The 13,135-nt window shown below is 39.1% G+C and carries 13 protein-coding genes; 8 read left to right on the plus strand and 5 right to left on the minus strand.

Translation table 11 applies throughout. The features are described 5' to 3' along the window. Positions 1-59 precede the first annotated feature (59 nt). Positions 60-1,220 (minus strand): S8 family peptidase, encoded by a 1,161-nt coding sequence (locus tag JT739_RS12235; protein WP_237661406.1) that lies wholly within the window; start codon positions 1,218-1,220, stop codon positions 60-62. A gap of 105 nt (positions 1,221-1,325) precedes the next feature. Between JT739_RS12235 and JT739_RS12240 the strand changes: the two genes are divergently transcribed. Both JT739_RS12240 and JT739_RS12245 read left to right on the plus strand, forming a co-directional pair. Continuing rightward, positions 1,326-1,742, plus strand: a complete 417-nt coding sequence (locus JT739_RS12240) for a hypothetical protein (protein ID WP_237661407.1) — start codon at positions 1,326-1,328, stop codon at positions 1,740-1,742. Between the two features lie 529 nt (positions 1,743-2,271). Then, complete coding sequence (locus JT739_RS12245; protein WP_237661408.1) at positions 2,272-2,997, plus strand: pseudouridine synthase; 726 nt, start codon at positions 2,272-2,274, stop codon at positions 2,995-2,997. Between the two features lie 17 nt (positions 2,998-3,014). On the opposite strand, the gene JT739_RS12250 is transcribed toward JT739_RS12245, so the two are convergent. Both JT739_RS12250 and JT739_RS12255 read right to left on the minus strand, forming a co-directional pair. Further along, positions 3,015-4,367 carry an FMN-binding protein gene (locus JT739_RS12250; protein ID WP_237661409.1) on the minus strand — a complete coding sequence of 451 codons (1,353 nt, stop codon included), beginning with the start codon at positions 4,365-4,367 and terminating at the stop codon, positions 3,015-3,017. Positions 4,368-4,459: 92 nt separating this feature from the next. Next, a complete protein-coding gene (locus JT739_RS12255; protein WP_237661410.1) occupies positions 4,460-4,879 on the minus strand; it encodes a hypothetical protein in 420 nt (139 codons plus the stop codon). 145 nt (positions 4,880-5,024) lie between these two features. On the opposite strand from JT739_RS12255, the gene JT739_RS12260 reads away from it, so the two are divergent. Genes JT739_RS12260 through JT739_RS12275 form a run of 4 tightly spaced genes read left to right on the plus strand, consistent with a single transcriptional unit; the run spans position 5,025 to position 6,625 of the window. Further along, positions 5,025-5,294: a hypothetical protein gene (locus JT739_RS12260; RefSeq protein WP_237661411.1), complete on the plus strand. Its 270-nt coding sequence runs from the start codon at positions 5,025-5,027 to the stop codon at positions 5,292-5,294. Positions 5,295-5,314: 20 nt separating this feature from the next. Next, entirely contained in the window at positions 5,315-5,836 is a 522-nt protein-coding gene (locus tag JT739_RS12265; RefSeq protein WP_237661412.1) for an Hsp20/alpha crystallin family protein, read from the plus strand. A 40-nt stretch (positions 5,837-5,876) separates the two neighbouring features. Continuing rightward, a complete protein-coding gene (locus JT739_RS12270) occupies positions 5,877-6,122 on the plus strand; it encodes a hypothetical protein (protein ID WP_237661413.1) in 246 nt (81 codons plus the stop codon). An 11-nt stretch (positions 6,123-6,133) separates the two neighbouring features. Beyond that, positions 6,134-6,625 (plus strand): hypothetical protein, encoded by a 492-nt coding sequence (locus JT739_RS12275; RefSeq protein WP_237661414.1) that lies wholly within the window; start codon positions 6,134-6,136, stop codon positions 6,623-6,625. Between the two features lie 26 nt (positions 6,626-6,651). Here JT739_RS12275 and JT739_RS12280 read toward each other — a convergent pair whose 3' ends face one another. Continuing rightward, the gene (locus JT739_RS12280) at positions 6,652-7,671 is read right to left on the minus strand and encodes an alpha-hydroxy-acid oxidizing protein (RefSeq protein ID WP_237661415.1); all 1,020 of its coding nucleotides are present in this window, start codon (positions 7,669-7,671) and stop codon (positions 6,652-6,654) included. A 186-nt stretch (positions 7,672-7,857) separates the two neighbouring features. Here JT739_RS12280 and JT739_RS12285 point away from each other — a divergent pair, with 186 nt between their 5' ends. Both JT739_RS12285 and JT739_RS12290 read left to right on the plus strand, forming a co-directional pair. Continuing rightward, the gene (locus tag JT739_RS12285; protein WP_237661416.1) at positions 7,858-8,934 is read left to right on the plus strand and encodes a hypothetical protein; all 1,077 of its coding nucleotides are present in this window, start codon (positions 7,858-7,860) and stop codon (positions 8,932-8,934) included. Positions 8,935-9,064: 130 nt separating this feature from the next. After that, positions 9,065-10,033 carry a LysM peptidoglycan-binding domain-containing protein gene (locus JT739_RS12290; RefSeq protein WP_237661417.1) on the plus strand — a complete coding sequence of 323 codons (969 nt, stop codon included), beginning with the start codon at positions 9,065-9,067 and terminating at the stop codon, positions 10,031-10,033. Positions 10,034-10,241: 208 nt separating this feature from the next. On the opposite strand, the gene JT739_RS12295 is transcribed toward JT739_RS12290, so the two are convergent. Beyond that, complete coding sequence (locus JT739_RS12295) at positions 10,242-12,797, minus strand: PAS domain S-box protein (protein WP_237661418.1); 2,556 nt, start codon at positions 12,795-12,797, stop codon at positions 10,242-10,244. Positions 12,798-13,135 lie beyond the last annotated feature (338 nt).

Raw genomic sequence — 13,135 nt, forward strand, 5'->3', positions numbered from 1 at the left:
CCGTGGTATTCATATTACAAAAAGATTGAAAGCCTTGGAAATCCAAGGCTTTCAATCTTTTATACAGTTTTGTTGACACTTGCTATGGCTTTTGACACATCGACGAGACCGGCTCCCTGCTTTTTCTTTGAGTATCCTAAATCCCTTGCGGTATTTACTAAAACTTCCTTTACACCTTTAGGATCTAAATTTGACATGGATAAAATCAGGGCGCAGGCAGCGGTCACATGGGGGCAAGCCATCGATGTTCCGCTCATGGTTTTGTATTCGCCATTTTTATAAGTGGAGAGTATTCCAGCACCCGGTGCCATTACATCAACTTGGGGACCTCCGCTGGAAAACCATGCAACCTTGTCATCAGAATTGGAGGCAGCTACCGCAATTACTTCAGGGTACCCGGCAGGATACATAACATTGTTAGTCCCTCCTGAGTTGCCTGCAGCAGCAACTAACACTATATTTCGCTTATATGCTTCCTTTATGGCCTTTTCAAGTGCTTTGCTGTTTTTAAAGCCGAAACTCATATTAATGACTTGGATTTTATTTTGCACGCACCAGTTAAGAGCTTCGATTACATCAGAAACATTTCCTCTTCCGCTCTTGGTAAAAGCCTTTACCGAATATATTTCAACTTTTGGCGCAACACCGACTACTCCTATGTCATTATCAAGAGCTGCTATAGTACCAGCCACATGGGTTCCGTGGCCGTTATCATCGATAATATTTTGGCAGTCCAATACCCAGCCTGTCATTTTTACATTGTCCTTTAAATCAGGATGGTTTATATCTACACCGGTATCAATAATACCTACTCTTACTCCTTTTCCAGTGGTGTTTTTCCACACAGAGGGCGCACCGATTCTTTTGACCCCCCACGGAATTTCTTGCCCTTGTTTTTTTATTTCAAATGATAGAGTTGGCATAACTTGAATCATGCCCTCATAATCGTCCTCTATAAACTCTATCATGGGATCTTTAGCTAAGCTCCGGAAAGCGCCGGCATCGGATTTTACCTCGCATAAACATGCATTGATTAAAGGTAGAGGCTTCTTAACTTTAATCCCATAGTCTTCAACCATAGTTCGCCCATTTATTAAAGCAACATCAGATTTAAATCCTACTATTTTATACTTTGGAGTTTGACGAATTTGTTGATCTAGAAAAAACGCTCCCGCAGCTCCAAGCAAAAGATAATATGGTATCAATAGCAGTGGAAACATGCTCCTCCTCCTTTCCGTATTTCTTTTTATAAAATATTCAAAGTAGCAGCGATTGGTGATTCGGCATAATATACATTAGGTCAAAGAAAGGAAAGGGGGTTTTTTATGACAAAAGACGAGCTGCGAAAGGCTTTAAGAGACATCGAAAACAAGAAGAGTCAGTTAGAACAGCAGTTAAGGCAACTTGAAGAAGAAGAAATGGAAATGTCTGATCCATTAACTGCTTCAATAATGAACGCAAAAAAAACAGCCAGGAGTGCAATACTCTCAGGCAATCTGAAAAATCTATTTGACAATATATTAAAAAACATGGATTATGCAAAAACAGCAGTCATAAGTCTTGCTAATATAGCCGACAAAGCTCAGGACAAATTGGAGGGGAAAGTTGAGGAAATTACTGTTGCCAGCGGGATGTCAGTTATGACAAATATGTGGATACCAATGATTTTGGGCCTTATTCAAACTCAAGAATTTCAACATCTCATGGCGAATATGGTGGTCGCCGCCATAAAAGAAAGCTAAGTGTCACCATAAATGAAAAGTGCATATAATGTATCAGGGGTAAGAAAGGCCAAATGAAAGGAGGAACCGTGTATGACTCAAGCCTTTTTCTGGCTGTTTGTGATAATCATCCTCTTAATATTAATACCTATACTCTTCTTCCTGTTCCCATTGTTAGGCAAATAATGTAGCCATTAAGTTTTATCTGGATGGGTAAAACTTACTAAAAAGCTGCTGCACAACAACATGCAGCAGCTTTTTACATTTAGGTAAAAACAACGCACTTCTCCCTAGAGCTATGATTTGTTGTCATAAAGCCTGGTTCTGCACTACGCAGGGTTTCACAGGCAATTCGGCTTCCTGCCGAGTGTCTGAAACCTCGTACCGCATACAGCCCCTGCTGCGTTTGCTCCAAGCTTTAAAATAACAACGATCTTGCTTTGAAGGGATCCTTATAGTTATTTACCTAAAAAATCTTTTATACAAGGTATTATTTGCGGGTAATGTAGCTTTCATTGTATAATTTAGAAAAGCAATCGAGGTGAAAATTATGAACACACAAAAGCCCCAACGCATAGACAAGATACTGTCCTCATCGGGATATGGCAGCAGAAAGGACGTCAAAAAGCTGATAAAAGCAGGCCAAGTATTCGTTAATGGAAATATAGTAAATGATGCAGGTTTTCAGGTAAATCCTTTTGTTGATCAGATAACCGTAGCGGGAGAAGAGCTCATTTTTCATGAACATGTATATATTATGATGAATAAACCAGAAGGCGTAGTTTCCTCTACTCGCGACAATAAAGATGTAACTGTTATTGACTTGCTTGATGGTGAATATTCCCACCGTAAGTTGTTTCCCGTAGGCAGACTGGATAAGGATGCCCAAGGCCTGATTTTGCTTACCGATGACGGCAAACTGGCTCATAGATTGCTTTCTCCGAAAAATCATGTAGAAAAGACTTATTATGTAGAAGTTGACGGAAAATTGGATGAGGCTGACACCAATGCCTTTGCAAAAGGCATACAGCTTGAAGATTTTGTCACATTGCCGTCAAAGCTTCATATCTTGGAAAGCGGAAATATATCACGATGCTATGTCACAATATGTGAAGGCAAGTTTCATCAAATAAAGCGCATGATGAAGGCAAGAGGAAAAAATGTTATATTGTTAAAGCGCCTGTCCCTCGGAAAATTAAAGCTTGATGAAAGTCTTGAACCCGGCAGGTGGCGGGAACTTACAGAAGATGAGATTAATTTGCTGCTAGAAACGTAACATGATAAATAGGAAAATTAACGCTTGGCAATTTCCAAAGCATTTTTCACTGCCTGAATGTATTTAATGGAACTGATGGTTGCTCCGGTAACTGTGTCTACGTCATAAGTATTGGCCATGACAAATTTTTTTGGTAGTTCTCTATGAGCTATTACCCCCGGTTCATACTCATATGTTTCAAAGTTCCTTTTTTTGCCTTCAGCATCAATATACTTTAATTCTACATTTGTCATTTTGTCATCTTTTATGGTAACTACCGCAATTGCATAGCCGTGCTCATCGGTATGTGATTTAGCCTGAAATACTCCGTCAAAGTAGCTGCCGCTTTTTTTGGACCAAGAGGCTTTCTCCAGAGCCCTTTTTACTGCTTGAATATATTGTTGGCTACTATATGTGGCTCCCGTCACTATATCAACATCAAAAGATTGAATTGCCACGAATGCCCAGGGCAGCTCTCTATTGGCATTTACCGAAGGCTCATATTCGTATGATGCAAAATCTTTCTCAACCGAATTCTGGTCATATTCCCTTAAATCCACCTGCATGATCATATCGTTTTCTATGGTTACCGCCGCACTAGAATATCCTTGACTTGACACATCGGAAACTGCCACATATGTCCCGTCAATTAAATCAGGCAGGTCTTTTTTTATTGCTGCTTTTACCAGGGCGTTTTCCACTGCCTCTTTGTACTTATCAGTGCTGTGGGTTGCTCCGGTAAAATTATCAATATTTGGTGAGTTACTCTGGACAAACCATTGTGGCAACTCTTTATGAGCCTTTCTTGAGGGTTCATGAGGGTAAGTGCTAAAATCTTTCAGTTCTCCCTTTTCGTCCACTTCTTTAAGCTCCACACTTGTTATTTTATCGTCTTTAATCTCAACAAGGGCAATACCGTAACCATGATTGTCGGCCTTTGACCTGCCCTGAAAAACACCGTCAAAATATTGCCTTTCACTTTCCTCTTTTTTAGCACTTATCAAAGCTCGCTCTACTGCCTGTTTATAGCGGTTTGAGCTGGCAGTGGCACCGGCAATTAGGTCCACTTCATTACTTTGAACTTCGATAAAACGTTGAGGCAATAAAGTATTAGCTTCAACTGACGGAGGATACTCATAAGTGGAAAAATCTTTCTCAACTGAAAGCTCCGTAAATTCCTTAAGGATTACTTCTGAAATCCTGTTATCTTCTATTGTTACTACTGCCATAGCATAGCCATGGTCTGAAGCATCCGAATAGCCGATAAAAGTTGTCCTGTCAAGAGGTAATGAAGACACTTTAATTACTGCTTTGTCCTGGGGCACACCTAGACATGCAGTGATTAAAAGCATGGTGCCAAAAAACATTATGATGAGTTTTTTGAATTTCATAGCTTGACACCTCATATGAGCTTTCTAGCTCCAAATTCAAATCTGAGTTTTACTTATAATTGAATACTAATATGAATACATCCAAAAGTCAATCAGCTATCAGAATTTGGCTTGGTATCAAAAAACATGGTAATTTTGGGTCTTGACCTCTGATTTTCTTTTGAGCCTTCACTCTTGTTTGCATTTTTGTCTTTATCCTTTGTTTTACCGGTTTGGTCGGAAAGTATCTTTACAAGCTTACCTTCATAGTTTAAGCCTATGCTTAGCATTCCGCTGAGCTCATCCACATCAATGGTATCTATGTTAAACTCTACCTTATCAGCATGCATCCTTTCTACAACAATACTTTTAACACAATACTCTTTCTCTAGACTTTCTTCCAATTCCTGCTGTTTTTTTTCCAGTTTTACAATACGATCCATCAGGTCTTCCACCAATTTTTCGTCAAATGGTTTACCCTTAGTTCTTTTAAATATACGGGCAATTTTATATATAAGACCTTTGACACTCAAGAGTTTCACCTCTTGTGGATTAAAACTTTAAAAATCCAAAAGGTCACATCTTATCTATTCTGTCATAATAATATAGTATGACATCGATGATAAAATGCCTGAGTTTTCTCAATGCCCAGCCGTTAAATTTGTCGGAGGTTTTTTTATGGCAGGGTTTTGTTTAAATATAAATATCGGTTCCATAAATATCGGCTCTATAGAAAATGCCTCATCATTTAATATAGGAAAGAATTTTTTAAAGGAATTTGAAAGCATGACTAAAACTAACCAGGGATTAGGTAATATTTCCGGGGACAACAATCAATTGCCCAGTAACACAAACTATGTGGAAGACCCTGATGGCTTGGATATGTGGTGTGCGGATTCCAGCGAAAAGGATAAGAAGTTACTTGAAACGATTAAAGAGATACTGTGATCTGTTACGGAGGGGTCACATTGGTATTTGATAAAGACTGGTTGGAAAATTTGATTAAGCTACAGAAAATATCTCATGAGCTTTCTGAAAAGGTAACGTGGCCTAAAGAATTCGTTGAAATGGTTATGCAGGCAATACAAATTAGCCTTAAAAACCCCGCCTCTTTTTATGAGCCTTCCTACTTCGGTGAATATAAAAGTATATGGAATGCAGAATCTCAATCTGTTTATGAGGATAATTATGGACCTAAGATCAATATTACCGAAACCGATAAAGGATTCCTGGTAAAAGCAGCAATACCGGGTCTTAAGGACAAAAGCGATATTTGTGTAAAAGTAACTGGCAATACAGTAAATATATCTGGCAAAGCACGTAACAATTCTGAGAAGGAAAATGTTTTGTCTTTTAACAAAAATATTCCGCTACCGGCTGAAATAGACTCACAAAAAGCCACCGCTAAATATTCAGATGGAATACTAACCTTATACTTGCCCAAAATACCTGAGGCCAACACGCGACAAATAGAAATCACTTTTATCTAGAAGTATTCCAAATATGGGTTTTTAGAATTGAGGGGGTGCTATGGCCGTATCCATTTTTTTAAATGCGATAAATGTGTTCAGCATGCAATCTAATTCATCTGTGGCTGTAGGTGAAAATGCCCAATCCGGATGGGTTTCTCACAATAAATCCAATAACGGCACTTCACCTCAGGGCACAAGCCTGACCTCATACAATTTAATTACAATAATCGACCCTGATGCCATTGACTCTACCTTAAATGATCAGGAAATTAATCCTACTGATATTCTACAAAGGGGAACATGAGGAGAATTGTTATGCAAAATAGAGTAGATGACACCGTTATAAATTTTCAAAACATAACTGTCCAGTCTATTGGAGATTCTAGTGGTATATTCATAGGAAAAAACAATGCCATAGGATGGAGCGCCCATGGCAAAAGCAATCAGGGTTTAGGTTCTGTAAATGGTAAGGTTATACAAAGTATAAACTTGGTCTATGATAATGATTTCATGGATTCACCTTTTGATAACCATCATTTGATAGTTGACAATGATATGTATCTTTCAACGGAAATAAAAGAAACTGCAAATATATCATTTGACGAAATAAATGTAACTTCACTGGCCAATAATGCTACCGTATCCGTAGGCCATAACAGGCAAAACAGTTGGGATGCCCACAATAAATCCAACACAGGAATTGGTGACGCAAGTATTATCTGTAATAATATGAGTGTAATTGGCGATGCTGATGTGATAGACTCACCAGTTAACGAAAATTACAAACCAAGCAAAAGTCAAAGGTGACGGATTTTGTATTCTGTCACCTAATTTTACTTATTAAAAATAACTTTAGCATTTATCTCGCTGATATTCTTACAGCCGGTGAGAATCATGGCCTGTTTTAGCTCTTTTGCCATGGTTTCCAGCACTAACCGCACTCCCTCAGTTCCGCCGCCAAATGCACCCATAATAACAGGTCTTCCCACCAATACCGCATCAGCACCCAATGCTATATATTTTAACACATCTACACCGCTTCTGACTCCTCCATCTGCCAAAATAGTTATCCTGCCTTTCATTTTTTGAGCAATTTGGGGCAGAACTTCAGCCACACCGGGTGTACTGTCTAGAATGCGCCCTCCATGATTTGATACAACTATGGCAGAAGCTCCTGCTTCCAGTGCCAGTTCAGCTTCATCAACGGTCATGATTCCTTTTAATATAAAGGGAAGGTCGATCCTAGAAATTATGTCTTTTAGCTCCTGTAAGTTCTTGGGTCCCACGGGCTGTCCCATCAAAGCCATTGTAACAAGACCAGCTCCATCGATATCCATTCCTACAGCTAGGGCTCCAACTTCTTTTGCCCTTTTGGCCATTTCCAAAACTACAGATTTTTCCCTAGGCTTTATGATGGGAATACCGTGACCATTTTGCTCTTTTATAGCCTCAAGGCCTGAATCGTAAAAGATGGGATTGCCGCCGTCACCGCTCATTCCGATAGTTCCTGCATTTTTGCTGCCGGTTATGGCCATGCGGACATACTCTGCTTCAGGTACTGCTCCACCCATGTTATACTCAGACCCCGTAATAGGTGCCGCAAGTATTGGCATGGAAAGCTTGATGCCGAAAAGCTCTGTTGAAATATCCGGTTCCTTGGCATCGTGAAGGGTCCTCAAGTTGAGCTTAACATTTGCCAGTGCTTTAATATTTGCCGTAAAGGAAGAGCCAGTGCCCACTCCTCCCATTCCCGGTACTTCTCCAGCACAAGCTACTCCATCGCAAACTTTGCAAACTCGGCAAAAGCCTTTCATTTTTTCCCGTGCTTTCTGCCTTATCTCGGATAGATTCAATCAATTTCACCCCTTCAAAAAAATCTTTATTATAAATTAAATTATACACTATATTGTAACAATCTTCAAAATTGCCAAGGTCATCACTTTAGAGGACATTTTAGGTTTTTGTAGAATAAACTATAATTAAACACAAAATATGATATTTTTTTTATAACTATTTATAGGCCTTTGCGGGGGAATAAAATGCACTTTACTAAGGGGCTTTTTTTAACGCTTACCGTTATTTTTATTTTAAATTTGATATTTGCGGGATTTACTAATGGGGCACCGATTACAGAGGTAGAACAGCAGCTCATTGAAGAGATTCTGGCATTAGATGCTAAAATCTTAGCTCTTAGAAATGAAATAGAACAGCTTTCTCTAGAGAATTCAAAGCTTAGAAAGCAACTTGAATTAAAGCAAGAGGAGCTTTCCTCTTTAAATACCACTGTTGCAAATCGTCAAAAAGAACTTTCCCGCTGGATTGTTTTTGCTTTTAAAGGCGGTATGGGCAATATGCTTTCTGTTCTGGTGGGTGCAGAAGATCTGGGAGATTTTTTCCGTCGTTTCGATAACATCGTGTTCTTTATAGAATACTATAATAATATAATTATCGAAACCAGAGCCCTTATTGCTCAAAGGAAACAGGAGGAACGAGATATTATGGATAAACAGCGGGAAATTCAAGCTTTAGAAAATCAAGCCAAATTGGCTCTTCAGAAAATAACTCAAACTATAGAAGAAAAGCAACAGGAATTAAACCGCGCAAGGCTTATATTAAAAGACACAACATTTTTAGAAGCAATAAGTGAAGATTGGCAGAAATCTTTGCCTTCCCTTGATTATCTTTTGAAAAATTTATCTTCATTGCCTTGGTCTAGTTTAAGGCCTGATGATCTTACGGTGAACTACTTTGCCATGACGGCTCGGGCAGTGTTTTTAGACACAAGCGTCACCAAAACTTTGCTCTCTAAAGATGAAAATTTAAAGAATGTATACTTTACTTTTAGTACCGAAGGCATCACGGTTACCGAGAAAAACCCAGATAGCAACGTACCTGTTTATTCTATTACATGCGACATCCAGCTCACCGAAGACAATAAGATAAAATTTAATCCCAAAAAACTTGAATTTAACGGTGTAACACTGCCAGCCAAGGTAATTGAAGAGCTGATGGCAAATTACAACATGGAATTTAATCCGCCACCTTTGCCCTATGATTTAAAAATTACTTCTATAAGTACAGAAGAAGGCAAACTTATCATGAATTTTAAAAAATAATGGATCACATACCGCCGGGAAATTCTTTCCCGGCGAGCTTTTTCCCTGATTATTCCTTGGTGAATTTTACTTGGTGAAATAAACAGTGGACCTATAGTATAATCATGCCAAGGAAAGGGGATGGTATTTGGTGCACATTACCAAAAAACTAAATGCGGTTATTTTCTTGTTTGTCTTCCTGGTTTTATTCTCAGTCAAAGCTGAAGCCAAAGTTATTACGGTGCAGCCTGGGGACACCTTAAATTCTATAAGTCAAATTACTAAGGTTCCCATAGATAAGATAAGGCAGAATAACTCCCTGTTTTCAGATTACATAACAGTTGGACAAGTTCTATTAATTCCCGAAATATACACGGTTAAACCCGGCGACACTCTTTATCTCATAAGTCAGAACTTTGGCGTAAGCTTATCAGATCTCAAAAGCTTAAACGCTCTTTACTCTGACCAAATCTGGCCAGGACAGACATTGTATGTTCCGCAAAATTGCCCTTACGAACAAATAACCGTAAACTGGGGAGATACGCTTTACAAGATCTCACAAAAGTACGGAGTCTCCATTGATGATTTAAAAACCATAAACGGACTTTGGGGAAGCGAACTTTATGCAGGGACGACACTAATGATTCCTTCACATGCACCATCACAGGGACAAAGGCCCCAGGCTTTACCTTCAAGAGGCTATATTAATCGGGGACAGTACATAAAATACGGCAGCGGAGTGTATTATACCCAAGAGGAAAGAGTGCTTTTGGCGCGGCTTATTGAAGCGGAAGCAGAAGGGGAACCCTATATGGGAAAAGTAGCAGTTGGTGCAGTAGTAGTAAATAGGGTTCATAGCGACAAATTCCCAAATACGATTAAAGAGGTTATATATCACGTTGATGAAATAGGTGCATATCAATTTGAGCCTGTGCTTAACGGAAGAATCTATTCTGTAACTCCAAGCAGCGATTCATATAAAGCTGCCGATGAGGCCCTGGGCGGTTTAGATCCAACCGGAGGTGCTTTGTTCTTCTTCAATCCATACAAAATAACAAATACATGGTTGCTGTCAAAACCTGTGATCTGCCAAATCGGCGACCACGTTTTTACGAAGTAAAAGAAATAAAGAACTCCGACCAAAAGCGGAGTTCTTCTGTTTTTTTTATAAATTAAAACAGAGGTCGAATAAACTTATTTGGCACTACTTGGCTTCTAAGACCTGTATCCAATGTTTACCCATCTCTGCCGGGCCTAAGGGTTTATAACCTCTACGCAAAGCGGCCACCAGCTTGTGCCATCAGCATAGCCTACCAGGAGTTTATATTTTACGCTGTTTCTGCCTCTTCCTCCAAAATTTTTATAAACAATTCCACAAGGTGAGGATCAAATTGAGTACCGGCACATCTTTTAAGCTCGGCTACTGCCTCCTCGTGGCTCATCGCTTTGCGATAAGGCCTATCCTGTATCATGGCATCATAGGAGTCTACAATGGCCAATATGCGACATTCTATAGGTATTTCCTCACCTTTTAATCCTAGAGGATAGCCATTGCCATCCCACCACTCGTGATGCAGCAGTATCCAGTCTGAAATGTGGGCAAGTTCAGGAGAGGAAACTGCTATACGGTGTCCTATTTCCGTATGGCGCTGCATTTCCAAACGTTCTTCACGGGTCAGTCTTCCCTTTTTAAACAAAAGACTGTCAGGAATCCCAACTTTACCTATGTCATGAAACATGGCCAGCAGTTTTATGTCCTCAATCTGCCGCTGACTCATGTTAAGTCTATTAGCGAGCTTCACCGCCATCTTTTCAGTCCGCTGGGAATGATCCTGTGTAATGATATCCCGAGCTTCCAACATCTTCATAAGGGTTTTAATTATACTGCTCTTTCTGCTTATGCTGTGGTGCACCTTTTCACGGTATATATTGTTTTCTGCAGTTTTCAGCGCTTCCTTTATATCAAAATCTTCATTTTCTACTATGGCATAGCCAATAGAAATATTTAGCGGTATGGGGAGCTGGCAATCATTAAAATTTTGGACGCAATAGCGTATTCTCCCTATTATCTCTTCAACTATTGCCTTGTCTGCATTCGGGATTATTATGACAAATTCATCCCCGGCCGTTCTAGCCAAAAAATCCTGAGGTCTGACAGCTCTCTTTAAATTGCTGGCTGCTGCCTTAATAAAGATGTCACCGGTTTCGTGGCCGAAGGTTTCGTTTATCATTTTAAGGCCATCAAGATCGCACATGACAACCGCAAAGGGATATGGAGGATTATTTTTTAGCTGGATCAGCTTCTCTTCAAAAGTCAATCTATTGTACAGACCAGTTAAATAATCATGTCTGCTCATGTATCTTAGCTGATCTTCAAAATGCTTGCGTTCTGTAACATCGCGGCAAATGCCGAGAATTACTTGTTGTCCCTGTAACATTCCGCCGGTAGCGCTCACTTCAACGGGAAAAGTGCTACCATCTTTACGGCGAAGTACAGATTCAAACCTCACACCTTTTAAGGCCTTTTCCATCAGAATTTCAGTATTCTCTTTGCCAATGTCACAGGTTAAATCAAAAATGTTCAAATTAATGAATTCATCGAGCTTATAGCCTAGAACCTCTACAGCTGCCCGATTAGCTTCTATTATTTTGCCGTCTGGATATCTAACGAAAAGGATAATATCAGTAGTACTTTCAGAAAGCATTTTATAGCGTTTCAACATTTCCTGTGAACGCAAACGATCAGAGATATCATGAGCGATCACAGATATGCCCAGTACATTGTCGTAATCGTCAAATATGGGAGATATGGAAATTAATAAATTTATTCTGCATCCATTTTTGTGCAGACGAACTGTTTCATAGTGTAAAGGCGTCCTCTCACTTAAAGCTTGCGCTATATGTTCGTCCAATTCACGGTATAGTTCCCGGGGAACTAAAATATATGCGGATTTGCCTAGAATCTCTTCGGCTTTGTAACCGTAAATGCTCTCTGCTCCTTTATTCCAACTGGTAATTCGATAATCAAGGTCTAAACTGAAAATTGCTTCGCGAGAAGATTCAACTATAAAGGCCAGTTGTTCTCTGGATTTTTCTATTTCCCTATGGACAGTGATATCTTGAAATACCAAAACTACTCCCACGATTTGGCCATCGATGTTTTTAATAGGTGCAGCTGAGTCTGCAATAGAGGCTTTACTGCCATCCTTTCGTATAAGAACTGTGTGATTTGCCAGGCCTTTTACTATTCCTTTGCGAAGGACCGTGTCTATGGGAACCTCAACTGCTTCTCCAGTATATTCATTGACAATATTAAAAATATCGCGTATATGTCTTCCTACAGCTTCTAACTCATTATATCCCGTTAATTCTTGAGCTACAGGATTTATAAAATCTATAAAGCCTTTTGCATCCGTCGTTATAACTCCGTCACCGATGCTTTTCAAAGTTACTTTAAACCGTTCATGTTCTTGTTTTAACTCTTCCTTGGAAACCTGCTCTATTTGTTTGGCCCGCTCAAAGTAAATCATCAATATTCCCAAAGCCGCAATTATCTCAAAAATTGAGGTGATAAAAAATGCCCAATTTGCAGCGTCAGGAATTGGTCTCAAAAATGGATAATTAATCTTATGTATGCCCCACAGTATAAATGTAATACCTGTTATGTACTTTGCAACACTTGGAGTATCTATGCTCATTATAAAAGCAATACCCGTAGCAATGTAAATTATGGAGGTAAACAAAAGTGCTGGAAAAACCTGAATATAAAAAGGCATTTTAACTAAAAACGCTACTGGAAGCCATAAGAAGTTTAGTGCCACCAAAAGCTTGAGTTGTTTAGGTGTTTGCTTGTTTACAAAAATATACGTCCCATGAACAATCATATAAGCACTCAGGACATTTAATATGTCTATCGAAAACCTCAGAAGCGAAAAATTCCTATAAACTAACCAAATTTCACATATAAACCTTAAGAATTGAAAAAACCAGCCTAGTGCCCAAATACGTAAATAATCTTTTTTTTCCCGAACGTATAAATAACAGTAGATAATAAGCAGTATCACCGAGTTAACAATAACTTGTAACAATGAAATCAACATTGGAGGCATTGTAAGCCCTCCCAATTCATTTTACAAAATTTGTAATTTATAGATAATATTATACAATTTAAGCAGTCTTTTTGTCAACTTTTGGTGATAAATGGATAGTGTCAAGTTGTTGT

The sequence above is a fragment of the Tepidanaerobacter sp. GT38 genome (assembly GCF_021991635.1).
In the GTDB taxonomy this organism is placed as follows: Bacteria; Bacillota; Thermosediminibacteria; order Thermosediminibacterales; family Tepidanaerobacteraceae; genus DTU063.

Bases quoted from the DNA above. Each gene is read 5' to 3' on its own strand.
- JT739_RS12235 (WP_237661406.1), bottom strand. From the start codon at position 1,220: ATGTTTCCACTGCTATTGATACCATATTATCTTTTGCTTGGAGCTGCG.
- JT739_RS12295 (WP_237661418.1), bottom strand. From the start codon at position 12,797: ATGATTGTTCATGGGACGTATATTTTTGTAAACAAGCAAACACCTAAA.
- JT739_RS12270 (WP_237661413.1), top strand. From the start codon at position 5,877: ATGGCCGTATCCATTTTTTTAAATGCGATAAATGTGTTCAGCATGCAA.
- JT739_RS12260 (WP_237661411.1), top strand. From the start codon at position 5,025: ATGGCAGGGTTTTGTTTAAATATAAATATCGGTTCCATAAATATCGGC.
- JT739_RS12240 (WP_237661407.1), top strand. From the start codon at position 1,326: ATGACAAAAGACGAGCTGCGAAAGGCTTTAAGAGACATCGAAAACAAG.
- JT739_RS12245 (WP_237661408.1), top strand. From the start codon at position 2,272: ATGAACACACAAAAGCCCCAACGCATAGACAAGATACTGTCCTCATCG.
- JT739_RS12275 (WP_237661414.1), top strand. From the start codon at position 6,134: ATGCAAAATAGAGTAGATGACACCGTTATAAATTTTCAAAACATAACT.
- JT739_RS12285 (WP_237661416.1), top strand. From the start codon at position 7,858: ATGCACTTTACTAAGGGGCTTTTTTTAACGCTTACCGTTATTTTTATT.
- JT739_RS12250 (WP_237661409.1), bottom strand. From the start codon at position 4,367: ATGAAATTCAAAAAACTCATCATAATGTTTTTTGGCACCATGCTTTTA.